At 40.0% G+C, this 25126-nt stretch carries 27 protein-coding genes and 2 pseudogenes; 22 read left to right on the forward strand and 7 right to left on the reverse strand.

Features of this window, described 5'->3' with window-relative positions; all coding sequences use genetic code 11:
• The first annotated feature begins 37 nt into the window (after positions 1–37).
• Entirely contained in the window at positions 38–601 is a 564-nt protein-coding gene (gene syd, locus Q0Y52_RS17595) for a SecY-interacting protein (RefSeq protein ID WP_297823836.1), read from the forward strand.
• Here the strand turns inward: syd and Q0Y52_RS17600 are convergent.
• A complete protein-coding gene (locus tag Q0Y52_RS17600) occupies positions 598–906 on the reverse strand; it encodes a hypothetical protein (protein WP_297823837.1) in 309 nt (102 codons plus the stop codon). The two genes, syd and Q0Y52_RS17600, sit on opposite strands and share 4 nt — an antisense overlap.
• Positions 907–1102: 196 nt before the next feature.
• On the opposite strand from Q0Y52_RS17600, the gene Q0Y52_RS17605 reads away from it, so the two are divergent.
• Positions 1103–1486, forward strand: coding sequence for a DUF3192 domain-containing protein (locus Q0Y52_RS17605; protein WP_297823838.1), 384 nt, complete (start codon positions 1103–1105; stop codon positions 1484–1486).
• Positions 1487–1629: 143 nt separating this feature from the next.
• Entirely contained in the window at positions 1630–2277 is a 648-nt protein-coding gene (locus tag Q0Y52_RS17610; protein ID WP_297823839.1) for a GNAT family N-acetyltransferase, read from the forward strand.
• 862 nt (positions 2278–3139) lie between these two features.
• Here the strand turns inward: Q0Y52_RS17610 and Q0Y52_RS17615 are convergent.
• Together Q0Y52_RS17615 and Q0Y52_RS17620 are read right to left on the reverse strand one after the other, a co-directional pair.
• A complete protein-coding gene (locus Q0Y52_RS17615; RefSeq protein ID WP_297823840.1) occupies positions 3140–3445 on the reverse strand; it encodes a DUF3301 domain-containing protein in 306 nt (101 codons plus the stop codon).
• Positions 3442–4467: a DUF3549 family protein gene (locus tag Q0Y52_RS17620; RefSeq protein WP_297823841.1), complete on the reverse strand. Its 1026-nt coding sequence runs from the start codon at positions 4465–4467 to the stop codon at positions 3442–3444. Before Q0Y52_RS17620 ends, Q0Y52_RS17615 begins: the two co-directional genes overlap by 4 nt.
• A 90-nt stretch (positions 4468–4557) precedes the next feature.
• On the opposite strand from Q0Y52_RS17620, the gene Q0Y52_RS17625 reads away from it, so the two are divergent.
• The 3 genes from Q0Y52_RS17625 (at position 4558) to Q0Y52_RS17635 (ending at position 6141) form a co-directional block, all read left to right on the forward strand.
• Positions 4558–4881 carry a YqcC family protein gene (locus Q0Y52_RS17625; protein ID WP_297823842.1) on the forward strand — a complete coding sequence of 108 codons (324 nt, stop codon included), beginning with the start codon at positions 4558–4560 and terminating at the stop codon, positions 4879–4881.
• A 1-nt stretch (position 4882) separates the two neighbouring features.
• Complete coding sequence (gene truC, locus Q0Y52_RS17630; protein WP_297823843.1) at positions 4883–5629, forward strand: tRNA pseudouridine(65) synthase TruC; 747 nt, start codon at positions 4883–4885, stop codon at positions 5627–5629.
• Between the two features lie 65 nt (positions 5630–5694).
• Positions 5695–6141 carry a flavodoxin gene (locus Q0Y52_RS17635; protein WP_297823844.1) on the forward strand — a complete coding sequence of 149 codons (447 nt, stop codon included), beginning with the start codon at positions 5695–5697 and terminating at the stop codon, positions 6139–6141.
• A 60-nt stretch (positions 6142–6201) separates the two neighbouring features.
• On the opposite strand, the gene rpsT is transcribed toward Q0Y52_RS17635, so the two are convergent.
• Positions 6202–6465, reverse strand: coding sequence for a 30S ribosomal protein S20 (gene rpsT, locus Q0Y52_RS17640; protein ID WP_101197073.1), 264 nt, complete (start codon positions 6463–6465; stop codon positions 6202–6204).
• A gap of 235 nt (positions 6466–6700) precedes the next feature.
• On the opposite strand from rpsT, the gene murJ reads away from it, so the two are divergent.
• The 6 genes and pseudogenes from murJ (at position 6701) to ispH (ending at position 14249) form a co-directional block, all read left to right on the forward strand.
• On the forward strand, positions 6701–8272 hold the full coding sequence (gene murJ / locus Q0Y52_RS17645; protein WP_297823845.1) for a murein biosynthesis integral membrane protein MurJ: 1572 nt from the start codon (positions 6701–6703) through the stop codon (positions 8270–8272).
• 161 nt (positions 8273–8433) lie between these two features.
• Positions 8434–9429, forward strand: coding sequence for a bifunctional riboflavin kinase/FAD synthetase (gene ribF, locus Q0Y52_RS17650; RefSeq protein WP_297823846.1), 996 nt, complete (start codon positions 8434–8436; stop codon positions 9427–9429).
• A 94-nt stretch (positions 9430–9523) separates the two neighbouring features.
• Positions 9524–12347, forward strand: a pseudogene (ileS, locus tag Q0Y52_RS17655) (isoleucine--tRNA ligase).
• Positions 12340–12834, forward strand: a complete 495-nt coding sequence (gene lspA / locus Q0Y52_RS17660) for a signal peptidase II (RefSeq protein ID WP_297823847.1) — start codon at positions 12340–12342, stop codon at positions 12832–12834. Before ileS ends, lspA begins: the two are co-directional and overlap by 8 nt.
• Positions 12827–13273 carry an FKBP-type peptidyl-prolyl cis-trans isomerase gene (gene fkpB / locus Q0Y52_RS17665; RefSeq protein ID WP_297823848.1) on the forward strand — a complete coding sequence of 149 codons (447 nt, stop codon included), beginning with the start codon at positions 12827–12829 and terminating at the stop codon, positions 13271–13273. Before lspA ends, fkpB begins: the two co-directional genes overlap by 8 nt.
• A 30-nt stretch (positions 13274–13303) precedes the next feature.
• Positions 13304–14249: pseudogene (gene ispH, locus Q0Y52_RS17670) on the forward strand (4-hydroxy-3-methylbut-2-enyl diphosphate reductase).
• A 180-nt stretch (positions 14250–14429) separates the two neighbouring features.
• Here ispH and Q0Y52_RS17675 read toward each other — a convergent pair.
• From Q0Y52_RS17675 to Q0Y52_RS19655, 3 genes are all read right to left on the reverse strand, one after another.
• Positions 14430–14594 (reverse strand): hypothetical protein, encoded by a 165-nt coding sequence (locus tag Q0Y52_RS17675; RefSeq protein ID WP_297823849.1) that lies wholly within the window; start codon positions 14592–14594, stop codon positions 14430–14432.
• A gap of 278 nt (positions 14595–14872) precedes the next feature.
• On the reverse strand, positions 14873–15118 hold the full coding sequence (locus tag Q0Y52_RS17680; protein WP_366939314.1) for a type IV pilin protein: 246 nt from the start codon (positions 15116–15118) through the stop codon (positions 14873–14875).
• Positions 15119–15153: 35 nt separating this feature from the next.
• Complete coding sequence (locus Q0Y52_RS19655; protein ID WP_366939315.1) at positions 15154–15228, reverse strand: prepilin-type N-terminal cleavage/methylation domain-containing protein; 75 nt, start codon at positions 15226–15228, stop codon at positions 15154–15156.
• Positions 15229–15394: 166 nt separating this feature from the next.
• Between Q0Y52_RS19655 and Q0Y52_RS17685 the strand changes: the two genes are divergently transcribed.
• The 10 genes from Q0Y52_RS17685 (at position 15395) to Q0Y52_RS17730 (ending at position 25124) form a co-directional block, all read left to right on the forward strand.
• Positions 15395–15532: a type II secretion system protein gene (locus Q0Y52_RS17685; protein WP_297823850.1), complete on the forward strand. Its 138-nt coding sequence runs from the start codon at positions 15395–15397 to the stop codon at positions 15530–15532.
• A 135-nt stretch (positions 15533–15667) separates the two neighbouring features.
• On the forward strand, positions 15668–15916 hold the full coding sequence (locus Q0Y52_RS17690; protein ID WP_297823851.1) for a hypothetical protein: 249 nt from the start codon (positions 15668–15670) through the stop codon (positions 15914–15916).
• Positions 15910–16539 carry a prepilin peptidase dependent protein B gene (locus tag Q0Y52_RS17695; RefSeq protein WP_297823852.1) on the forward strand — a complete coding sequence of 210 codons (630 nt, stop codon included), beginning with the start codon at positions 15910–15912 and terminating at the stop codon, positions 16537–16539. Before Q0Y52_RS17690 ends, Q0Y52_RS17695 begins: the two co-directional genes overlap by 7 nt.
• Positions 16540–16549: 10 nt before the next feature.
• Positions 16550–17659 carry a hypothetical protein gene (locus Q0Y52_RS17700; RefSeq protein WP_297823853.1) on the forward strand — a complete coding sequence of 370 codons (1110 nt, stop codon included), beginning with the start codon at positions 16550–16552 and terminating at the stop codon, positions 17657–17659.
• 14 nt (positions 17660–17673) lie between these two features.
• Positions 17674–18243 (forward strand): hypothetical protein, encoded by a 570-nt coding sequence (locus Q0Y52_RS17705; RefSeq protein WP_297823854.1) that lies wholly within the window; start codon positions 17674–17676, stop codon positions 18241–18243.
• 246 nt (positions 18244–18489) lie between these two features.
• Positions 18490–19122 carry a prepilin-type N-terminal cleavage/methylation domain-containing protein gene (locus Q0Y52_RS17710; RefSeq protein ID WP_297823855.1) on the forward strand — a complete coding sequence of 211 codons (633 nt, stop codon included), beginning with the start codon at positions 18490–18492 and terminating at the stop codon, positions 19120–19122.
• Positions 19119–19976 (forward strand): PilW family protein, encoded by an 858-nt coding sequence (locus Q0Y52_RS17715; protein WP_297823856.1) that lies wholly within the window; start codon positions 19119–19121, stop codon positions 19974–19976. The genes Q0Y52_RS17710 and Q0Y52_RS17715 overlap by 4 nt, the downstream gene beginning before the upstream one ends.
• Complete coding sequence (locus tag Q0Y52_RS17720) at positions 19973–20554, forward strand: PilX N-terminal domain-containing pilus assembly protein (RefSeq protein ID WP_297823858.1); 582 nt, start codon at positions 19973–19975, stop codon at positions 20552–20554. Before Q0Y52_RS17715 ends, Q0Y52_RS17720 begins: the two co-directional genes overlap by 4 nt.
• An 11-nt stretch (positions 20555–20565) precedes the next feature.
• Complete coding sequence (locus Q0Y52_RS17725) at positions 20566–24648, forward strand: PilC/PilY family type IV pilus protein (protein ID WP_297823859.1); 4083 nt, start codon at positions 20566–20568, stop codon at positions 24646–24648.
• The gene (locus tag Q0Y52_RS17730) at positions 24645–25124 is read left to right on the forward strand and encodes a type IV pilin protein (RefSeq protein WP_297823860.1); all 480 of its coding nucleotides are present in this window, start codon (positions 24645–24647) and stop codon (positions 25122–25124) included. Before Q0Y52_RS17725 ends, Q0Y52_RS17730 begins: the two co-directional genes overlap by 4 nt.
• The last annotated feature ends 2 nt before the right edge of the window (positions 25125–25126 follow it).

Raw genomic sequence — 25126 nt, forward strand, 5'->3', positions numbered from 1 at the left:
GTTAGATTAGCAGGATATATGGTGGCGTTTAAAGAGAATGTTGATGAGTAAACAAGTAACAGCTGCGTTAGATGAGTATGTTAAAAAATATTTGATTGCAGCAAAAAATTATCCTGAGATGGTCACAGTTGAATATGATAATGAATGGCCTTCAGACTGCTATACAACCCCAGGAAATGTAGGTGATAGAGTTACTTGGCAACCTATTAAACGCTCTGGGTCAGCTAACTTTAATGATTTAGAAAAAGCTTTAGAAATGAAAATTCACCAAGATGTTATCAGTTATTACTCTGCATATTGGAGCGATAATCTATGTGCTGAGTCAAGCAATGGTTATTTACAATTGTTACAGCCATGGAATCAGAACGATTTTGAACGATTACAGCAAAACCTGGTTGGGCACATACTAATGAAAAGGAGGTTGAAGCAACCAGAGACACTCTTTGTTGCCTTAACAGACGAAGATGATTACATTCTTACGGTGGATAACACCAGCGGCGAAGTGATGCTAGAGCAAGTCGGACTTTTACCAAAAAAGGCAGTGGCAGCAAACCTAGCGGTCTTTATTCAGTCTTTACAACCGTCAGTTTCCAAGAATTAACCGTTCTTTTTATTCGATACTCCATCCGACATTCTAATTAGCTGTTCCATTATAGTCGCTACTTGAGTCTCAAGCTGTGAGACACGTTGTTGTAATGATTGGTTGGTGGCTGAACCATCATTTAATTGTTTGTGTTGGACTTTAGGGCGGACATTTGAGTCTGCTTTCCAATGACGTAAACCTTTAATGACCTCGGGAATAGCTAAAGGGTGATGAGCCATATTCCTGATTAAAGCCACAGAAGGGGTTTTACCCTGCTCAGAAATGTCAAAACACAAATTGATAATGTAGTCGATGTTGCTCATTCGATTGGTTAAAAGTCCTAAATTTTTATCAGAAATACTTATATAATATTAACCACTTGTTCATGTGATCACCATATATTTATATAAAACATAAGGTTAACGGTTTGGCCTCAATTTTGAATACTCATAGCCAAATTGACTATTGTAGTCGCTTAACACTAAACATTTTAAAATGATGAATATTAAGGAACGATCAATGAAAAAATTAGTAATCGCCGCATTATTGGGATTATCACTTGGGTTGAGTGGCTGTATTATTTCTGTAAATACTGATGGCGAATATGGTCATCATTCTGAGTGGCAAGAGAAAGAGCAAAAAAATCGTAAACATATTTCGCTATTACAACAAAATGCTACTTATGAGCAAATTTTAAGTCTCATGGGTATTGCAGATTTTAATGAGCGTTATACCCAAGGTAACGATACATATCAGGTGTTATATTACCGAACTCAACGTAAAGATGGTGACGGCGTCACTACACAAGATGAATGTACTCCTTTGATATTTAAAAATACTGCATTGGTAGGGTGGGGCGAGAGCGCCTATAACATTTATGTTGATCAGTCATTAGCTCACTGATTTTCTCAGTGAGCAATTAGACCGCAGATGTATTTCCCGACACATGTGTTTCTAATAAATGATTTTTTGATTTGCAACAAACGATTAACAAGTCAACATCCACAGGGTAAAATACGGGCATAACATACTAGGAACCAATCGTTATGGAATTGCAAGAAGAACAAATCGCAGACGTGGCCAACATAAAAGCGGTTTACTTAGTGGCCGAAGATCTAAAGATTGCCGCATCAATATTGTATCTCGCTTATTATGATGACCCATTATTTGTTGATATATTTCAATACGAAAAAGAGGGATATGAATCTCGTTTACGTTCAGCGATCAGAGAAGAATTAAATGCCTTTTGGTTAGCTAAGCAGCCTATGATTGGTTTGTTTGATGATGCACGATTGGTTGCTGTTGCTTGCTTAATGAACCCTGATGCCAAATTAGGTCCTAATAGATTTTGGCATTGGCGATTGAAAATGCTTTTGACCGCAGGTTATTTTGGTACCAAACAAATGGTCGAAAAAGAGACTATAGTGCGAAGCCGTGTGCCTGCCAAGCACTTCCACATGTTGTCTCTAATTGGTGTGCATCCTGATCAACAAGATCATGGATTAGGACATGTATTGATGAGTGCAATTGAAGGTATTATGCTCGAAGACTTGGATAGTCAAGGGGTTGGTATGTATGTGACATTGCCAAAATGCTTATCTTTTTTTGAAGATGGTCACTACGATTTGGTTGAAGAATTAGACGTAGGCCAGATTAAAGGACACTTGATGTTCAGGCCTCGCGAAATCCAATAAACTAGGTTGTAAGCATATCGCTATCTTCATGTAAGAGATTTCGTACAAAGGCGTAAGTGAAGTCGTCAATTAATATTGCTTTTACACCTACAAAAATTTCAACTTATTGTTTTACAACAAATAAAGCAGTCCACCTTTTTTTTGTCCGTAATATATTTCCATATTATTTTTTTACCCCCTCGTAAACTTTCCTAGTTCCTCTATATTTACACCTGTCACAAGGAAACACGACGAGTCAGGAAGACATCAAGGATGAACTTGGACTACTTTAGGATTGAAGGAAATTGCGGCAAGGCTGCTGCATCAAAAGGATAGGAACTCAGGATGAGTGCTTTGCAAGGATGTAAAGCTTAGGAACTGGGATCACAATGGACTGTGCCTCGTATAGGATACGAGATAAAGGATAGGAACTTAGGATGAGTGCTTTGCAAGGATGTAAAGTTTAGGAATTAGGATCACAATGGACTGTGCCTCGTATAGGATACGAGATAAAGGATAGGAACTCAGGATGAGTGCTTTGCAAGGATGTAAAGCTTATGGATTAGGATTCACAGTGATGTGATACTTGAAAAGGAACACCAAGTAAAAGGATTAGGATACACCAGTAAGGTGCCCCATTAGGGTTTATGGGATGTAAGGAATAAGGACACACTTAGGATGAGTGGCTCATCGGGATGATTGAGACTAGAGGGAAAGGGCGTAATACGGATATTTTCAGGACAAATTTTGCAACGGACAGCAGAGAGGGAATCTCAAAATTCCTAAAAGGCGTGGCTTGAAAATTTCAGGCTACGCCTTTTTCATTTCTACTCAATTATACTTTGTTAACAACACAAACTGTTCATTATCATCACACTCAAAACTACTCAACTCGATAGGCTGGTGTATCGATATTTTGTACTTTTAGACCAATCATATTCACTTGACCCTGACAGCTATCTTCACCATTTCCAGAAAAATCGAAGACAAACTCACTGTGAAAATCAAGCTTACCTTTATAACTTCCGAGACGAGTTTTTACCCTGGCCACACTAATTAATTGCAACTGTTGTCTTTCACAGTAGGCATCTAGCTGTATTTTGACAGCTTCGGATATGGCTCGAATACGCCAAAACATCGCTGCCAGTAGAAAAATGACAATAAGTAATATTAAATCATATAAGTTCATGGTGTATTTTGACCAAATAGCTGACCGATAGCGTGCGTGAGCTGTGTGCTCTTTTGGGGCCAGCGTAAAACCCCTAACATAGCTTCCCGTACTTCTGGTATTTGCACTAAGTCAGAATACAACCCAATGAAGGGTGTGTCTTCGCAAACTGCCAATAGTTCGACATAAATACTCAGAATTGCTGATTCTTTTAAATATTGCCAATGCCTTGCGGCAATCAGCATTAGTACTGAACTTTTTAGCCCGTCTGAGGAATTGAGTACTGAAGATATCAGCGAACTGACTGCTGTTTTATCTTGGCTTTGGCACAGTCCTCTGAGAACACTGTGTAATCTTTTTTCATCTCTGACATCTTGGTGATACCAGTTAATTAACAATTTACTAATATCTTCATCTATCTGATGATTCTCTAATGATGCACACAAAGCATATTGCATGTCTGGGGGTAAGGTCGAGAATTGTTTTAACAACAGATGTCTGCGTTGGCCGTGTTGTAAAGACGCGGTAAAATCAGCTATTCCCTGCAGAGGAAGCGTGCGCCAATCGTGTCGTTCAGGATGTGTTAAATATTGTTCAACTAAAGCTAAGTGTTCTGACAAGGGAATATCTAATTCAATTCGCCCGATACTATTAAAGTCAGCCAGTTGTTGTTGGTTGGGAACAAATGTAAAAGGGTTTTCAGGCAGCTGATTATTTGTACTGTTTTGCTTGTCTAGCGTCTGCCCTAATGCTTCTACTACTAGCTGCAAAAACTGTTGTTGTGCTGCAGCAATTACTAAGCCCTGTTCATCTAAAGGTAATTTAACAAACCAAATATAACGTTCATGGCTCATTTTTTTGTCAAAAAATAAAATACCAAACCAAGCATGCTGTTGTCTGGGGAAGGGAGCGGGCAAAGTAGCACTTTCGATCTCTAAAAAAAGTTGAGACTCAAGTTGCCTGATACCACGAGCCATGTCGAAAACGCGATAGTCTGTGCCAGCTTGGAGTAAAAATTCGCTGATAGTATTGATCTGACTCATGTTATTATTACGTACATTATTTGCTTATTAAAATTAAAATGATTAGAAAATACACATAACATCTATTTCCTCAGGTAATTACAGTTGAGCATGCCACGTAGTCATAAAGAAGTCGAAATTCTAATCATAAAATTGGAACAAAGTCTGCGAGAAGAGATGTTGTGGTCGAGTTCTACACCGCCAGACAAAGCCCTTCAAAGTATATTGCCCTTTGCCTTAGACACTTTGTCTTTTGAACAATGGTTGCAGTTTGTTTTTATTCCAAAAATGATAGTAATTGTCAATTTCAAAAGTACATTGCCAGATGATTTTAAGCTGCTGCCAATGGCACAACAACGTTTTGGCACTGCTTATAATAAGCCAAAGCTTATGGAAGTGATAAGACAAATTGATTTAATTTCTGCCCCTTCATAACATGCAGCGTTCTGTTATTTACCAAGATGAATATTTAGTCGCTATTAATAACCCTCTGGGGCTTTTAGTGCATCGCAGTATGCTGGATAAGCAAGAAACTAAGTTTGCCATTCAATTATTACGTGATCAAATTGGTCAATATGTTTTTCCAGTTCATCGATTAGACAAACCAACTTCCGGTGTATTGATTTTCGCTTTGTCTGCTGATATTGCCAAAAAATTAGGTGAACAGTTTGCCGCTCAAATAATTGAGAAAACCTATCTGGCGATTGTACGAGGGCATATTATGGATGAAGGTGAAATAGATTATGCACTGAAGGAAAAACACGACAAAATAGCTGATAAAATGACTAAATTAGATAAACCAGCGCAACAAGCAGTGACAGGTTTTAATTGTCTAGACAAGTTTGAATTGCCCTTCGCTGTGAGTAAGTACGCATCTGCTCGGTATTCATTGGTGCAACTAACGCCTAAAACAGGTCGTAAACATCAGCTTCGGCGACATTTAGCCCATATCAACCACCCTATTGTCGGAGATACCGCCCACGGCGACGGTAAGCACAATACATTCATACGACAACAATTTAACTTTCATCAATTAGCTTTGACATGTAAGTCAATGCTTCTAACGCACCCTGTATCTAAAGCGCAGTTATTTTTACGTTGCGATTTAGATAAGAATATTTTTGATTTACTAGAAAAATGGCATGTAAGTCACCATCAAATACACAAAATAAATAAATTGTAGATGTGTAGGGTATCTCCAAAAACCAAAATTCAATAAATTAGCACAACACAATTAGGATTTTTAATATGAGTAAAATCGGTATTTTTGTAGGATCAGTCTATGGCAATGCACAACATGTGGCAGAAGAAGTCAAAACTATGTTGAGTGGGCAAGGAATAGAATCTGAAGTGTTTACTGTTCCGACACTGAACGACTTTAAACAGGTCTCGTCTATATTGTTTATTAGCTCAACCACAGGGCAGGGTGACATTCCGCCTAATTTAGAGTTTTTTGTTCAAGACTTACGTGATCAATCTCCATTGATGGGACAAAAACCTTTTGCTGTTGCCGGCCTTGGTGATAGTAGTTATGGTGAGACATACTGCGGTGCAGGACGACAAATTTTCGAATTGTTAACTGAATTGAAAGGCAAGCCCATTACAGAGCTACTGGAAATTGATGCATCCGAAACTCTTGAACCGGAAGTGGAAGTTGTTGCATGGGCAGAAAAATGGTTGTCAGAATTGAGATGAAATTTTAAGTGTCAGATATAAAAAAAGCGCCATCGGCGCTTTTTTTTAAACAATACAAATCTAACCTAAAGCTTTAATTTGTGCTGCAAGACGGCTCTTATGACGAGCAGCCTTATTTTTATGGATCAAACCTTTAGTTGCCATTCTGTCAATTAAAGGTGTTGCTGCAGTGAATGCAGCTTGAGCAGCTTCTTTATCACCAGAGGCGATTGCAGAAAGTACTTTTTTCAAAGATGTACGTGTCATAGAGCGACGGCTAGCGTTATGTTGGCGACGCTTCTCCGCTTGTATGGCACGTTTCTTAGCAGACTTGATGTTAGCCAAGTTGGAACTCCCAAAAAAATTCTAGTCAAAATTCAAGGGTGCGGATTATGAGGATCAAGTGGGTTTATGTCAATTAGTTTTGCGGGTTTTATAGGTATATAGTGGATTTTTTTCAATTTAATCAATTAAAATTGTTTTACAGACATAAATTAGTCCTTCTAAGCCTGACTGAATCAATAGACTCTTTGTTAGTTGTTGAAGCATAATAACTCTTTTATTGGTAAGGAAGAATTGGGTGTCAGGTAAGTTATTTAAATCAGGCATGATTGTCAGTGCTATGACATTTATCTCGCGTATTTTGGGTTTAGTAAGAGACGCTGTCATTGCCAACTTAATGGGGGCAGGTGCCAATGCTGATGTATTCTTGTTTGCCAACAAAATCCCCAATTTTCTGCGGCGTTTATTTGCTGAAGGTGCATTTGCTCAGGCATTTATACCCGTTTTAGCTGATGTTAAACATGAAGGTGATGAAGAACACTTAAAACAATTTGTTGCCAAAGTCAGCGGCACTTTAGGCGTAATAGTGACCATGGTTACTGTTGTTGGTGTAGTTGCTTCGCCAATACTGGCAGCGCTTTTTGGAATGGGTTGGTTTGTTGAATATGTTAATGGGGAGCCAGCAGGAGAAAAGTTTGAACTGGCGTCGTTAATGCTAAAAATAACGTTTCCCTATTTGTTATTTGTATCTTTGACCGGTTTAGCCGGTGCTATTCTTAATACATTGAATAAGTTTGCTGTAGCTGCTTTTACTCCAGTACTGCTCAATGTCGCCATTATTAGTTGCGCAATTTATTTAGCCCCAAGATTTGATGAGCCTGCGTATGCTTTAGCCTGGGGAGTGTTTCTGGGTGGTTTTTTTCAATTAGTTTTTTTATTACCGTTTTTATTTAAAGCAGGATTATTGGTTAGACCAAAATGGGGATGGTACGACCCCGATATTATCAAAGTGCGGAAATTAATCATTCCCGCGCTTTTTGGCGTGTCTGTTGGTCAACTTAATTTATTGTTTGATACTGTTATTGCAAGTTTTCTTGGAACCGGCTCGATATCATGGCTTTATTACTCTGACCGTCTATTAGAGTTTCCATTGGGATTATTTGGCATTGCTATAGCGACTGTTATCTTACCGACCTTGTCACACAATCATGTATCTAAAGATGATAAAGCGTTTAGCGCTAATATTGACTGGGCAGTAAAAATGGTGTGTTTATTGGGTATCCCCGCCGCTACAGGTTTATTTATGCTGGCAGAGCCTATGTTATTGACTATTTTCCAGCGTGGTGAGTTTACCCCACAAGATGCCACTTTTGCTTCACATAGCTTGAAGGCATATTCATTTGGTTTATTGAGTTTTATGTTGGTTAAGGTTTTAGCTCCGGGCTTTTACTCTAAACAAGATATCAAGACACCTGTTAAATTTGGGATTTGGTGTATGGCTGCGAATATGTTGTTTAACTTCATTTTAGTTTGGCCATTTGACTATGTAGGCTTGGCCATGGCAACGTCTCTTTCCGCCCTCATGAATGCCTTACTTCTCTACGTAACATTGCATAAGAGAGGCGTTTACATTGCCTCATCACAGACAATTACTCTTATTGTCAAAATCGTGTTTGCTAGTAGCCTAATGGGTATTGTTATTTTTATGCTTAACCCTATGCTCGTCTACTGGGTTGATTTTTCATTAATCGAAAAGGTTTTTGAGCTAGCTAAATTAATTTTATTCGGGGCAACGGTATTTGTCATTAGCCTATTGATACTAGGGGTGAGAAAACAGACTTTCTCAACATCAAAAGTTGTCACAAAATAACACTAACTAATGCAATTAATGCGCGCCTTTGTTTAAAAATGAGTATTCCTTAAGTTTACTGCTTTCAATCGGTCTATAGTCAGTTATAATCCGTCCCTTTGATTGATTTCCAGCAAGCCTTTGGGCTTTTATAGCAAGCCTTTGAGCTTAAAGAGAGTGCAGTGGAACTGATACGTGGACTTCATAACCTTCGTGATAAGCATCGCGGTTGTGTATTAACAATAGGTAAGTTTGACGGGGTGCATTTAGGTCACCAAGCTGTACTTAGCCAAGTAGTTGAAAAAGCTAAAGAATTAGGTTTGCCTTCGACAGTGATGGTTTTTGAACCACAACCTGAAGAGTTGTTTACTCCTGATAAGGCACCTGCCCGTTTAAGTCTACTTCGCGATAAATATACTCAGTTAAAAGCTTTAGGTGTTGACCGTTTGCTGTGCGTAACTTTCGATCGACATTTTGCTGCTTTTAGTGCCACTGATTTTGTTAAAGGTTTATTAGTCGATAAACTGGGCATTAAATACTTGGTAGTGGGTGATGATTTTCGTTTTGGTAAAGGCCGAGTCGGTGACTTTTCTACTCTTTTGGAAGAAGGTAAGAAATGCTTATTTGACGTAGTCAGTACTCAGAGTTTTCGACTTGAAAATTGTCGTATTAGCTCCACTGCGGTTCGTAATGCCCTCAGCGACAACGATTTTGAACTCGCTCAGCAGATGTTAGGTAGACCCTTTACTATTGCTGGTAAGGTATTGCATGGTGATAAAAGAGGGCGAACTATAGGTTTCCCTACAGCTAATGTTTTATTAAAACGTTGTAAGGCCCCTGTAAATGGTGTGTTTGCGGTTACCGTCACCGTGGCAGATAAACATTATTCGGGCGTGGCGAATATTGGCCATAGACCTACTGTGAACGGTCAACGTTCACAATTAGAAGTGCACATGTTTGATTTTAGCGGTGACTTGTATGGCCAGTTTATCTCTGTGGCCTTAGTGAGTAAAATCAGGCAAGAAATGAAGTTCGATTCTTTTGAGTTACTTCATCAACAAATAAAAAAAGATGCGTTAGCGGCAAAAACACTGCTATACGCAAAATCATTGGAATTGCGCGACGGCGAACGAATGAAATCCCATGAGCTTAGTTCACTAAGTGATGGGGGCGGATGAGTTTAGCCAATAAACGTGCAGTTTCAAGGATGAAGGGTATAACAGCCTCTTAATATTTTACTGTAACAATTGACCAATTTGGATTTAACCAGCAATGAGTGATTATAAACATACCCCCTGAATTTGCCTGAAACTGACTTCCCCATGCGCGGTAACTTAGCTCAACGTGAGCCAAAAATGCTTGCGCAATGGACAGAGAAAAAGCTGTACCAGCAAATTCGTGATACCCAAAAAAGGCCATACGCCTTTTATTTTGCATGATGGCCCTCCTTATGCAAATGGTGATATTCATATTGGTCATGCGGTTAATAAAAATTCTTAAAGATATTATTATTAAGTCTAAAACCTTATCTGATTTTGATGCCCCTTATGTGCCGGGTTGGGATTGCCATGGTCTACCAATTGAATTAATGGTTGAGAAAAAAGTGGGTAAACCCGGTAAAAAAAGTTTCCGCTGCGTGTGTTTAGGCAAAAATGCCGAGACTATGCCGAAAAACAAATTGCTGGTCAAAAAGCAGATTTCATTCGTTTAGGTATTTTGGGTGAATGGGATAATCCATACAAAACTATGGACTTTAAATCAGAAGCCAATATTATTCGCGAATTTGGTCATGTTGTACGTTCAGGGCATCTTGAAAAAGGTTTTAAACCAGTGCATTGGTGTACAGATTGCGGCTCAGCACTTGCTGAAGCCGAAGTAGAATATCAAGACAAAAACTCTCCTTCTATTGATGTGCGTTTTAAGGTTGTGGATACTGCAGCGGTTGCTGCATGTTTTTCTGCTGAGGTTTCCAGTAATATATCGGTGGCTATTTGGACAACGACCCCCTTGGACCTTACCTGCTAATCGCGCAGTATGTGTCCACCCGACGCTAGAGTACAGTTTGGTCCAGGTCAGTGGTGAGCAAGGTCAAGAGTGTTTGGTGGTTGCTACCGATTTATTAGCAGATTGTATGCAGCGTTTTGGTTTTGAAAACTATCAAACCCTAGGGGTGTGCAAAGGACAAGAATTAGAAAATAAAGCATTACACCATGCTTTTTACGACTTCCAAGTGCCGTTGATTTTAGGTGAGCATGTTACCACCGACGCTGGTACAGGTTGTGTGCACACAGCTCCTGGTCATGGCCTTGAAGATTTTAATGTCGGTAAAAACTATGGCCTAGAAGTAGCTAATCCTGTTGGCGCAAATGGCGTATATCTAGAAGGCACTGAGTTGTTTGCCGGCGAACATGTATTTAAAGCCAATGACCATGTGGTTGACGTGTTAAAAGAGCATGGCGCACTGCTACATCACCATGTGTATAGGCATAGCTACCCTCATTGTTGGAGACATAAAACACCTCTTATCTTCCGTGCTACTCCGCAGTGGTTTATCAGTATGGATAAAAACGGCTTACGTGTAGCATCGATAAAAGAAATTCATAATACTAAATGGATACCTGAATGGGGCGAAAGTCGTATTGAAACGATGGTTGCTGGAAGACCTGATTGGTGTATTTCTCGGCAGCGTACATGGGGCGTGCCTATTGCACTTTTTGTACATAAAGACACGGGTGAATTGCATCCGCGTACCAATGAGTTACTCGAACAAGTGGCGCTGCTGGTAGAACAAAAAGGAATTCAGGCGTGGTGGGATATTGAGCCTGAATCATTATTAGGTGCCGATGCTGAAACCTTTGTAAAAGTACCAGACACCTTAGATGTTTGGTTTGATTCGGGTGTCACCCATTATTTTGTGGTTGATCAACGTGATGATATTCCAGCTTCCGCTGATTTATATTTAGAGGGTTCAGACCAACATCGTGGTTGGTTTATGTCGTCTTTAATGACCTCTGTAGCTACAACAGGTCATGCACCATACAAGCAAGTTCTGACCCACGGTTTTACTGTCGATGGTGAAGGTAAAAAGATGTCAAAATCTTTAGGTAATACTATTGCACCTCAGCAAGTCACGGGCAAACTAGGCGCAGATATTTTGCGTTTATGGGTGGCGTCTACAGACTATCGTAGTGAAATCGCGGTATCAGATGAAATTTTAAATCGCTCTGCTGATGCATATCGACGCATTCGAAATACCGCTCGATTTTTATTAGCCAATCTTAATGGTTTTGATCCCAGTAAGGATGTAGTGGCCATAGAAGATATGGTGGAACTAGACAAGTGGGTGGTGGGTCGTGCTTATAGCATCCAACAAGAAATCATTGAAGCGTATGAAAAATATGACATGCTGGTCGTAATGCAAAAGTTAATGCAGTTCTGCTCTATTGAGTTGGGCAGTTTTTATCTGGATATAGTTAAAGATAGGCAATATACCGCAAAAGGCGACAGCCTGGCTCGTCGCTCTTGTCAAAGTGCTTTATATCATGTTATCGAAGCATTAGTGCGTTGGATGGCGCCTATTACCAGTTTTACTGCCCAAGAATTATGGCAAGAAATGCCTTGGCAACAAGATGAATTTGTTTTTACTGGTAAATGGTATAACGGTTTAGATGAAGTCACTTTATCCGGTGATTTTAACAACGATTTTTGGCAACAAGTGCTAGCAGTCAAAAATGAAGTGAACCGCTGTATTGAATTAACCCGCAAAGAGGGAAAAATCAAAGGCTCATTACAAGCTGAAGTCATTTTATACGTAAACGGTGATTTGTTTACTTTACTCAGCAAACTTGAGGATGAGTTACGTTTTGTTTTGATCACTTCTGCGGCGACAGTCATCCAAAGCAATGATGCACCACAAGATGCGGTGGCAACAGAAGTGCAGGGGTTGTCGGTGACGGTGTCTGTTTCATCAGCACAAAAGTGCAGTCGTTGTTGGCATCACCGTGAAGATATTGGTAATCATGTTGCACACCCCGAGCTATGCAATCGCTGTGTAGATAATGTTGAAGGCGAAGGCGAAATACGCGCCTATGCATAGACTCTTTACTCAAACGGGGTATCGTTTTTTATGGTTATCTGTGTTGGTGTTAGTGACGGATCAATATACCAAAGCTTTAGTGCTTGAGAATATTGAACTCTATCAATCCATTCAGATATTGCCGTTTTTTAATCTTACTCATGTATATAACTATGGTGCGGCTTTTAGTTTTTTACATGATGCCGGTGGCTGGCAGCGCTGGTTTTTCACTATTATTGCTTTTGCTGTCAGTGCTTTAGTGCTGTGGTGGTTAAAACAAACCACAAAACAACAGATAATGTTACCCATTGCTTTTAGCCTGATTGTTGGCGGTGCTATAGGCAATGCTTTTGATCGATTAGTCTACGGATACGTAGTAGATTTTTTAGTGTTGTATTATCAAGATTGGTATTGGCCGGCATTTAATGTGGCCGACAGTGCCATATGTATAGGTGCCGTTTTGTTGATTATTGATATGTTTAAGAACAAAGAGGAAAAACATGGCTGAGCTAGAGCAAAAGTTGATAAAACAAGGTAGTGAAGTGATTTTACATTTTGACTTGAAATTATCCGATGGTTCGGCCGCAGATAGTACTCGAGTGAATAATAAACCGGCTAAGTTAGTGGTGGGGGATGGAAGCCTAACGCTCAGTTTTGAAGATTGTTTATTAGGTCTTCAAATGGGTGATAAAAAGTCATTTACCTTAGAAGCTGATGACGCATTTGGTATGCCTAACCCTGATAATTTGCACCATCTTGAGCGTAGTAAATTCAGTGCAGAGACACCTGCCGAAGAAGGTATGATTATCGCTTTTACTCAGCCAGATGGTACAGAGTTGCCTGGCATTGTGCGCGAAGTCACGGGAGACTCGGTAACAGTAGATTTTAATCATCCTTTGGCAGGTCAGGTTATCACCTTTGATGTAGAAATACTGTCAGTCAATTAACACTAATTTTAATAGGTCAAAAGGAGAATTATGCAGATCCATCTTGCTAATCCACGAGGTTTTTGTGCTGGTGTAGACCGTGCGATTACTATTGTCGAGCGTGCTTTGGAAATGTTTCCTGCACCTGTTTTTGTGCGTCATGAAGTGGTACATAACAAATTTGTGGTCGATGGCCTCAAAGAACGCGGCGCGGTATTTGTTGATGAACTTTCTGAAGTGCCAGACGATAGCATTGTGATTTTTTCTGCTCACGGTGTCTCTCAATCGGTACGAACTGAAGCTGATTCGCGAGGTTTAAAAGTGTTTGATGCCACTTGTCCTTTGGTCACTAAAGTTCATATGGAAGTGATGCGTGCAAGTAACAAAGGCATTGAGTGTATTTTAATTGGCCACCATGGGCACCCAGAAGTGGAAGGCACAATGGGCCAATACGATAATGCTGAAGGCGGTATTTATTTGGTAGAATCAGTTAAAGATGTGGCTGCACTGTTTGTTAAAGACTCATCCAAACTCTATTATTGTAGCCAAACCACCTTATCGGTAGATGATACTGCGGATGTGATTGATGCATTAAGGCTACAATTCCCAGCCATAGAAGGCCCGCGTAAAGATGATATTTGTTACGCTACTCAAAATCGCCAGGACTCAGTCAGAGAATTATCTTCTGACTGTGAATTATTATTAGTCGTTGGCGCACAGAATAGCTCTAACTCTAACCGACTCAGGGAGCTAGCTGAAAAAATTGGTGCCTCAGCTTATTTGATAGCAGATGCAGACTGTATTCAGCAGGCATGGCTTGAAAATGTACAAAATATTGGTGGTCACTGCCGGTGCATCCGCTCCTGAAGTCTTAGTGCAGGGTGTGGTTAACCGTTTAAAAGAATGGGGAGCCGAGAAGGTCATCGAAAGGCTAGGTCGTGAAGAAAATATTGAATTTGCAGTGCCCAAAGAATTACGTATTAAAAATATCTCTTAATTATCAATGATGCTTGATCAATTGTGCGGGCTTTCGTTTTCTGTAGCAACAGCATATCGGTCAAATGTTATCGATATGTAGATAGCTATTGGTCGCATAATTTACATTCTTATTATGTCTCCTTTTTTCTAACGAAACAATTTATGCGAATGTAACATTGCATATGTAGCTTACCTTGTTCTATATTTTCTTCTGAACTGTTGCCTCTAATGGATTGATGGTCATGATTGTGTTTGTGCTTAACCAAAACTGTTTACCTTCTGAAAACTTTGGGATGTCTGTTAATGTGTAAGTGGCTATTCCAGGTCGTTTCACAATATTTGCAGCCATGATGGCTTTGGTCACGACCTATGTTTTTAGGCGCCAATATCCAACCACCAAGCCTTTTTGTGCGCGCATTTCTGTGTGATGTTTTTCTGATTAGGTTAGTCATATCATTGCATAAATGACCTTTATATTAGGTGGTGAGATAGAAAGGGCACCACCGCTGTTGGAGCTTGTTTGGAAAATAGCAGGAGCCTTAATAGTGAAGGTCTTGCTCAAAGGTGAGCGATAACCCATAAATATATTCGTCATTTAAACTACCGTCACCATCACGTAAAGTGATAACGGTGTTCTATCACCTAGAAAAAACAATGTGCTGGTGTTTTATTCAATGATTGATCAATCTGTATGGTTAAACATGTTTTGTCTGACATTTGACTGCCTATCGCTTTAGCGGTAATCGTATAGGTTGTAGCAGATACATTAGTGACAACAAAAGTATAATATTTACTGGTTGTTAGATTGAGTTCTTCAGTTTTTGCATAGCTAATGTTTTCTATGCGAAAAGCCTCTTGTTGTATTTTTAGTCGCAGTAAATGACTGATGCCATCCCCCTCGTCTTGAAGTTAAAATTTGCTTTTCAAAAGATGGAAATATCAGTGTTGCCAACAACCCCTGTTATTATAACCACCACCATTAACTCAATTAGCGTCATTCCTAATTCCGCACAATATTCAAATCTATCTTGACCATTGTTTTTCCTTTTTTCTGCATCGGCATATCCATTCCTTTTATGCACTTGAAATAAATTGAACTATATTTTGAGTAATGGATTTGATTATAGGCGTTTTTAAAATTGCTGCTGTGTAAGGATACTTAATATGCGCAACCTGTCTGGTTTAACACTGCTAGAGTGTCTCATAACAATCTCAATTATTGTGCTACTTATGTCGCTTGTCTCACCCGCTATCATTTCAATACAAAAACACATGCAATTAAAGGGGGGCTGCGCAAAGTAGCTATTTTGCCTTTCAGCAAGCCCGAGGAGCTGCCATAACAAAAAATATTGATGTGACAGTTGCTATTCGCCCAGGTAAACACTGGTGTGCTGCATTGAGTGATAAAGGTGTATGTGATTGTACCACTGCAAATGAATGTTCCTTGGGACGGGGTCGAATATAAGGTCGATTTTTACTGATTATCGTTTTGTCAGTATCGATAAGGTTACATTTGGTGCAGACAATGTTGCTGTATTTGATGCAAATAGAGGCTTGGCGGTAGGTCATGCAGGTACCGTTGTTTTCACAGATGGGGATAAACAACTTAAATTAATTTTGAGTAACATGGGTCGGGTTAGAATTTGCGCAATAGGTAGTCGCCTCGGAGGATTCGAGGCATGTTAGTTGCGCCGGTAAAACAATATGGTAATAGCTTGGTCGAGCTGATGATTTCTATGACGTTAGGGCTCGCTTCTATTACGGCAATGGCTTCTTTGGTGGGGCAAGGTATCGCGTTAAACTCTAGCTTACTTGCAAAGTCCAGATTAGACGAAGAAATGAATGCCGTAGTGGCTGTTGTCAGTCATGATCTCAAGCGCGCAGGATACTTTGCCCTCACCAACGAGTTGGTTGAAAATCCCACAAATGTTTCAAACCCCTTTGATGGTAGTTTGAATTTAGCGGCGTATGCGGGTGAACCTGTTAATAGTTGTATTAATTTTGCCTATGACCGCAATAAAAATGGTGTGTTGGATCCCTCTGCTAATAATGAAAAGTATGGCTTTCGATTAAGAAATTATGCAGTTGAGATCCGTTTAAATGGGGCCGCTTGTGATGAGTCTGGATGGCATGATTTAACTGATCCAAACGTTGTTCAGGTAACGGCACTTGAATTTATGGTCGAAAAAAGTGCTGTCCAGCACGTTATTCAAACGCGAGTCACTATCAAGCTGCAAGCACGCCTAAAAAACCATCCTGACATTTCACGTAGTATCAACACCAGCGTACTAATAGAAAATTATGAATGAATTGCTGACCATGTCTACCTCACAAACTTTAAACCAGAAGGGCGCAGCAATATTACTGACTGTGGTTTTGTTGTTAATTATGGTGACATTAGTCACACTCTATACTGGCAAAATTCAATCCTTTGAACATCAAATAATGATTAACACCCAAAATCAAAAATGGGCGCAGTTATCAGCTAAGGCAGGATTGAATCAAGGCTTAGGGATGCTTAAGGTTAATAAATTTTTGTCGGGTGTTAAGGTATTAGGAAATTTAGAGGATAACAGCACATTTATTATTTCTGCTATCAGTGAAGATTTACCGGGTAGTCGAAAACTTGTCACTATTAAAGCAAGTGGTAAGTCTGCTGATGGTTTGGCTAAGGCTACAGTTAGTGAACAATTACTGGTTTATCCAATACTGTTCAATCAACCGCCAGCCCCGCTAATGGTTAAGTATGGCTTTAGTAGTGCAGGTGAATTTGAGGTGGCTTCTAACCCTGATGGGCGAGGTATTGCAGCACCATTGTCATTGTGGTCAGATGCTGTTGTTACTTTATTTGGCACCCATCATCATAGCTGTATTTTAAGTGAGTTTCATGCTGGTAATTGTAGTACTAACACCTATTCTGATTATAGTATCAAGCAGTCTGATATAGCTGATGCTTCGGCTTCATTCCCAGAAGAACTGGTGAGTTATCTGTTTAATATCCCTCCCACTGAGTGGATTCAATTACAGCAACAATCTGACTTTTTATTAGCAGATTGTGACACTCTAGATATCGGTAGCTGGGGGATGATTTGGGTTGATGGTGATTGTGAAGTGAGTGCCAGTACACAAATAGGAAGTCAATCAGAACCGGTAATATTAGTCATTTTTGACGGAAACGTGGTATTTCAGAGCAATGTTACTTTGTATGGCCTACTGTTTTCATTCAGACCTACAGATTCAATTAAAGTGCTGGATATTAATATGCAAGCACAGAGTGCGGTGTTTGGTGCCGTTGTCACAAATTATCAGCTAGGCACAAAAGGTGCTTTAACCCGTGTCGTATATCAGGCTGATGTTATCCAAAGATTACAAGAAATTAAGAGATTGCAACGAGTGGCTCGAGTACCCGGCAGTTGGCATGATTTTTAGCTCAGGATAGGCACATGTATACAGAAAATGGTTTTTCCCTAATTGAAGTGTCGATCGCTTCACTACTCATAATGTTCGGCGTCACGGGTTATGTCACCTTGCAAAGTGAATATGTAGTCGCAGACGCAAAAATTAATTTACATACTGTGGCCCTACATCTTGCCCAAGAAAAATTTACCGATTTAGTCTATTTTCAGCAATTAAATCATATAGAAGGGAGTACATCATATCAGAATATAGCCACTAACTTGGGAGGTACTATTTTAGCAGGAGAGCGTAACGTAATTTTGTCTTCAGAGTTGAATCTACAAACATATGATACGCAATGGGAAGTTGAAAACGTGTATTATGTCGATACAACCTTTAATGGTATTGCTGACAGTTGGGTAAAAGACGGGGAACCTTTTTTCCCAGTAGATTTGCCTTTACATGCCGATCTCAAACATGTTCATATTGTGGTGAAATGGCTTGATATTAGTGGGGATAGTAAAAAAATTGAGATGTTTGGAAACATTGCCCCTATTTTACAAAGCCAAAGTTTTCAAGCTAAATACCGTTTATTAAGTACTCTAGCCGTGCCTTAGCGGACGAAATTAATTATTTATCAAGCTTTTACTATGCTTTGCACAATAAAAATAAATTACAGTCCAGTACTATTAAAAATATTGATTGAATACTTCATCTTCATTAAGTCAAAATATATACCTTTATTCCCTTACTAATAACGTAATACTCAATGTTTTTAGCTAATATGCTAAATATAGATTTATACAGACACTTAGCCAAACTAGTCAAATATCTGTGTTTTGCCACCAGAGTGAGATAAGAGCGTGAATAGCAAACCTAAAAAACAGTATGTAAATAATCAGCAAGGTGTCGGCATGATTGAAGTGTTAGTGACTTTGTTTATTTTATCTGTGGGGTTACTTGGTGTAGCATATTTACAATTTGTTGGTTCATTCACAAACTCTGAGGCATTAAGTCGTTCTCAATCAGTATTGGTTGCCCAACAATTAACAGAACGTTTGCGAGCCGCCGCAGTTTTTTCGCCACTTGGTAAAGGTTTGGTGGTGCATAATGATTATTTTGATGAAGATTTGTATAATTTTTCCGGCATGATTTGTGCCACTGGACTACCACATGCTTGTTATTGTTTAGAGCACCCAATCTCGGTCCCTAACTGCAATGACAATGCTTGCAGTGCAGCTCAATTAGCCGCTTTTGATGTCTATGAAGTGTCATGTTCAGCCGTGGCAGCGAATCCAGAAATAGAAATTAGTTTAAGCTGTGAATTGGATAATAACACTGCTGATACAGACGCTTGCAGTGTTGGTTCGAAGCATATTGTTATCTTAAGTTGGCCCGTGGAAAACTGGAAAAATATTGAGCGTACTTTAAACGATGATTGTAATGTTGGCGAAACGCTACCTCATGACTGCGTGTCAGTGGATGTGACATTATGAGCACTTATAGTAAACAAGGGGGCTTTAGCTTAATTGAGCTGATGATATCCCTGACTCTAGGGCTCATTTTATCTGCAGCCGTGGTGCAGGTGATGATTAGCAACAATTCTACCGAACGACTAAACCGGTCAATTGCATCTGCTCAAGAAAATGGACGTTTTATTATTGCCCGACTTCGCAACGATTTAATCATGACTGGGCGCTACGATATATTACAACCAGACCTCAATAAAGATGTCGATATCATTGTTGAAGGGGCTTTTTTACATAATAATCCTATTCCTGCGGTAGGCGATTTTAGTAATGGTTTAACCAAAGGTGTGATTGAGGGGGCTGGTACTACAAGTGATACTTTGATGGTTGCGCTACAAGCACGTCAAGACTGCAGAGGCGCTACTCATGGTTATGTCGACGAAGAATTTATGGTGGTCAATGAATACTTTTTAGAGGACACATCGCTAAAATGTCGAGGGTTCGATGGCAGGGTGTTACGCGGTCTTAAACCAGTGGTTGATGACGATAGCGCTTACACTTTGTTGGACGACGTGGTTAGTTTTCAAGTTCAATACGGCCTTACAGATAATATTGCTTCACAAGACAATTCGGCAAGACCCGTAAAATTTATAGACGCTGACATGTTAGGCGCAGAAAAAACCGCCGGAGCATTGGTTGTAGCCATTCGAATTGCACTATTACTAAAAACTGATTCTGATTTATTAATCAACCCCGTTCCTAAGTTTAAACTGCTTAATGAAGAAGCTATTCAACCCTCTGAAGAAAGATTATATAAACAGTTTGAAACCACAATCACTTTGCGTAATAGCAAAAATTTCGCTCGAAGTAGAAATATATGAGTTATCTATCAAAACATAAAAATTCTGGCATGGTCATGGTGTTTTCTTTGCTGATATTAATGAGCCTAACCATTCTAGGTGTGTCCTCAGTGTCCAGTAGTTTAATGCAGAGCAAAATGGCAACATCCATGGAAAAACGCTCTCTTTCATTTGACGCGGCTGAATCTGCAATCGCAGCCGTGATGTTTGAATCTGAGGATGAAGAATTACTGAGTAACATAGCATTAGATGATCCATTATCCGCTGCCAGAGGAGGTAATCTTTTAGATTTAACCGTTGAAACGATGAGTTGTTTTGAAGATGTAACGTGGACTAATAGAGTGCTTACCAAAGCGGGTTTAAGCGCGGGAACACAACATACTCGTGCGGGTAATTATACTGATAATCCTGTTGTTAAAAGCTGGTCTCGTGCGGCATTTGTGCGTGAGCAACCTTGTGTCGGCTCAAGCAATGTTATTGGTGGTAGCAACATTAGTTGTCACATTTTTGTTGTCAGGGGATGTGGGCAATTAGAGGATAGCAACTACGCTGTAGCCAATTCTGTCAATGCTTCAGTTTTTGCACCTGCAACTCAATAAGTGGTGTTTTTATGAAATCTATTAACAAATTTATAGCAATATGGCTTGTGACTAGTTTGACGCTTTTCAGTGGTATTATTAGTGCGGATGATGTGGAAATATACCTTGGAACCGCAGGCAGTGAAGTAACCTATAATCCCAATGTACTCTTTATTATGGATACATCGGGTAGTATGACCGGTAAGGATGGTGGTGATGAATCAAGAATGTTTCGGGTACAAAATGCACTAAAAGAGACGCTTAATTCTGTCACCAATATCAACGCGGGTTTAATGCGGTTTTCAGATTTTGGTGGTCCAGTGTTATACCCTGTTAGGCCAATTGATGACTCTGTTTCCCCTGAAATTATCACTTCTATTTCACAAGCATCAGATGATGCTTATGAAATAGCTTCATCTGTCAACCTTTCAAGTACTTCGCTCAAATTATCCCAAAGTACCAATGCAGTTACCATAGGACTTCGTTATCAAGACTTGAATATTCCTCGTGGTGCGATAATTACTAATGCGTATATTCGTTTCAGTTCAAATGGCTTTAATAGTGGGGCAACAAACTTAAATTTTAGTGGCGAACTAATTGGTAACTCAATCACATTCAGTGAAACTAGCAATAATATATCTGCTCGGACTAAAACATCTAATTCAGTACTTTGGGATACTGATAATGACTGGCCAGTGTCGAACGAAACAACAGTGTCTCCTGATCTAAGTAGTATTGTGCAAGAAATTGTCGATCAATCTGACTGGTGTGGAGGGAATTCTTTAAACATCATTGTTGATGGTCAAGGTATCAGCACCAGTAGTGAGCGTGTTTCACCTGCATTTGAAGATGGTGAAGGATTGGGGCCTCAACTAGTAATTATCTATGACGAGACCACTGCAACGGGTTGTGTGAAAGGTAAGTTAAGCTATCAGGTTAGATCACAAAAAAACAATGCTGAAGAGCGCAGCGACGGGTATCAATCTACAGGAACAGAACTAACGTTTAGGGACTCTTCAAATAAGTATATCGCTGTCAGATTCAGAAACATAGCGTTGCCTCAAGGCGCGAGTATTTTAAATGCTTATCTGGAGTTTACTGCTTACCAAAGTAGTAATAGCGCATTCGCTAGTTTTAATATTGCAGGGGTCGACCAAGATGATCCAAGCAGTTTTAAATCCTACCCGAGGTATCTATTGAGGGATAAGCCAAAAACGACAGCTATTGCGTGGTCTGGTATCCCTCGGTGGTATAGAAATTATACTTATCAAAGTCCTCCTGTGACTGGCATCGTAGAACAAATTGTTGGGCGAGCAGGTTGGACGTCTGGCAACGAAATGATGTTTGTATTTTCAGATTTTGTGGGTGTTCGAGGTGCCTACACCTACAATGGGAAACCCTCAGGCTCAGTAAGCTTGATAGTAGAGTATCAGGGAAATGCTACGCCAGGCAGTACTTCAACTGTGCGTGAACTGCTTGTCAGTCAAGTCGATGCATTGAGTGCAAGTGGAATGACGCCCATAGTCGATACGTTGTACGAGGCTGCCAGTTATTATGGAGGACTTCCCGTTGATTATGGAAAAACCCGTGGTCAATCATCTGTTTCTAATACAGTAAGACGTAAAACCAGAGTGAGTCATAGGTTGTCATACATCGGAGCAGATTCTGTTTTACCTTCAGGTTGTACTGTAGATAACCTGAGTAGCTCATACTGTATGAATGAATATATTCCACTAGGTGCCAATTACATCAGTCCAGTGACTGATAAAGTTTGCCAAACCAACAATCACATCGTGCTTTTATCGGATGGTGTAGCTAATAATAATCATAGTGTTACTGAGATTGAAACATTACTTGGAAAGTCATGTACCGGTTCTGGTGGAGAAAAATGCGGTGTAGATTTAGCTAAAAATATAGGTGATGGTGATGATTCAGAGATTGATACACGAGTTTTCACCCACACAATTGGCTTCGCTGCAGGTTCAACAGCAAACGCCTTCTTGAATGACTTAGCGATTAGCGGTAACGGTGATTTCTATACTGCTGATAATACTGACGAATTAGTGGGGGTTTTTCAATCCATATTGAAAACGGTAAAAGATGTTAATGCTACATTTGTTTCACCCGGTGTAGCTGTGAATCAACTTAACCGATTAACGCATAACGACGAGCTGTATTTTGCTTTGTTTAAGCCTGCAGAAGGTGCGATTTGGCCAGGAAATGTTAAGAGGTATAGGTTAGATGGCTTGGATATTCTGGATAAAAATGGCTTGAATGCTGTGGACAGTGTCACTGGATTTTTTAACGATAGTGCCCACAGCTTTTGGTCACTATTGGCTGATGGAAATGACGTGCGAGAGGGCGGAACTGCTGAAAAAATGGGCTTGCCTCGGGAAGCTTATGTGTTTAATGGTGTCGGGACTATTATTAAAACCGAAAACACCTTGCATGAAGATAACGTTAGTTTAACCATTGCAGATTTAGCCGTTGGTGCCTTAGCAGATCCAGCAACAGCTCGTGAAACCGTATTGAAATGGGCACGTGGAGTCGATGTTAAGGATGATAATGGCGATGGCAGTACCGATGATGCTAGACAAGCAATGGGTGACCCCATTCATTCTCAACCAGTCATCGTTAATTATTCCCTCACAGACAGTGCTGTTTTTGTGGCAACTAATCATGGTTTCTTGCACTCGTTCGACCCCGCTACAGGTGAAGAAAATTTTGCGATTATGCCAAAAGACTTAATGGATAATTTATATGATTTATATACCGATTCTTCGAAATTTACACACATTTACGGTTTAGATGGCGATATGGTGCTCAAAACAGTGGGCAGTAATATCTATTTATATGTTGGCATGCGCCGTGGTGGTAATAATTATTATGCTTTTGATATTACCAGCAAAACTAACCCTAAGTTAATGTTTAAAATTGAGGGAGGTGCTGGGGATTTTGTAAATTTGGGACAAACGTGGTCAAAGCCCACCGTGACAAAAATTAAAGTGGGAGCGACCAGTAGAAATATTTTGATATTTGGTGGCGGTTATGACGAAGATCAAGACAGTAAATTACTCAGAAGTACCGATACCGTAGGTAACTCAGTATTTATTGTGGACGCGGATAGCGGCGAACTTATCTGGTCTGCAAGCAAAACTGATGCTGACTTAAATCTACCTGAAATGGAATATAGTATTCCTGCCAGGATTTCTGTGATTGATCGTGATAATGATGGATTTGCCGATCATATGTATGTTGCAGATATGGGAGGCCAGCTATTTAGACTGGATATCCATAATGGAGAGTCTGTCGTGGACTTGGTCACTGGTGGCTTATTAGCTAATTTTGCTGGCGATATCGAGAAAGATAACAGGCGCTTCTATTATGGCCCAGACATCTCTGAGATCAGCTTGGGCGCTGAACACTATTACGCAGTTGTTCTAGGTTCTGGTTTTCGTGCACATCCATTAAATACAACTATTAATGATCATTTCTACATGATCAAGGACGACGGAGTCTTTACCCTTGATGCAGATGGAGAATTTGGTTTGCCCTCTACTCCCTTGGGCTTAAGTGATTTATATGATGCCACCGAACATTTTCTGACATCTTCAGATTCTGTGGCTAAAGAATTAGCATTTGAACAATTTGCAGAGTCACGGGGTTGGTATATTAGTCTTAAAACAGGCGGAGAAAAGGTACTTGCCTCACCACTCATTTTGGACTATCAAGTGATATTTACCACTTATTTACCAGCCACGGCTAGCGATAGCGAATGCGCGCCACCGACAGGAAACAGCCGTGCGTATCTGGTTGAACTGCTCAACGGTAACTCGGTGATAGATCTTAATAATGATGGTACACAGTTACATGAAGACCGGTATGCACAATTAAAACAAACAGGTATCGCTCCAGATACCAAAATTTTGATTGAAGATATTATTAAACCTATTATTTGTTTGGGAACTGAATGTGCGTCGACTGTCATAGAGGTCGATGAAGATGGTAACAAGGTTGCCTGTGGTTCAGATTTTGAGTGTTTAGCTGAAAATATTCACAGTTATTTTGAGCGAGTGCAAAAAAGTAGTTGGAAGACAGAGACAGAGAGACCATGAAAATAACGCTAAATACACTGAGTAAAAAGCAAAAAGGATTTTCATTAATTGAATTGATGATAACGGTGGCTATCATTGGCATTATTACCAGCATTGCATATCCCAGTTATCAAGGGTTCGCTGTTAGTACTAATAGAAGGGCGGCCCAAGCTGATTTGATGAGCCTAGCGGCTGCTATGGAGCGACACAAAGCAGCCAGTTTTAGTTATAAAGCTGCCGCAGATTCTGCTGCAGATACGGGGAAGCCCGCTATTTTCCATCAGCATTCGCCATCTGCTGAGCTCTATGATAATCGCAAATATGATTTGTATATTAGTTCAGCCAGTGGCAGTGCTTATCTTATTGAAGCTAAGCCTTTAGCTAACACTTCCCAAGTAGGTGACGGAAAGGTTGCCTTTTACAGCGATGGACGACGGGCTTGGGATGCAAACAATAATGGCACTTTCAGTTCAACTGAATATTGCTGGAGGTGTTAGAG

Origin of the sequence: uncultured Paraglaciecola sp., assembly GCF_943787955.1 — a bacterium.
Classification (GTDB): domain Bacteria; phylum Pseudomonadota; class Gammaproteobacteria; order Enterobacterales; family Alteromonadaceae; genus Paraglaciecola.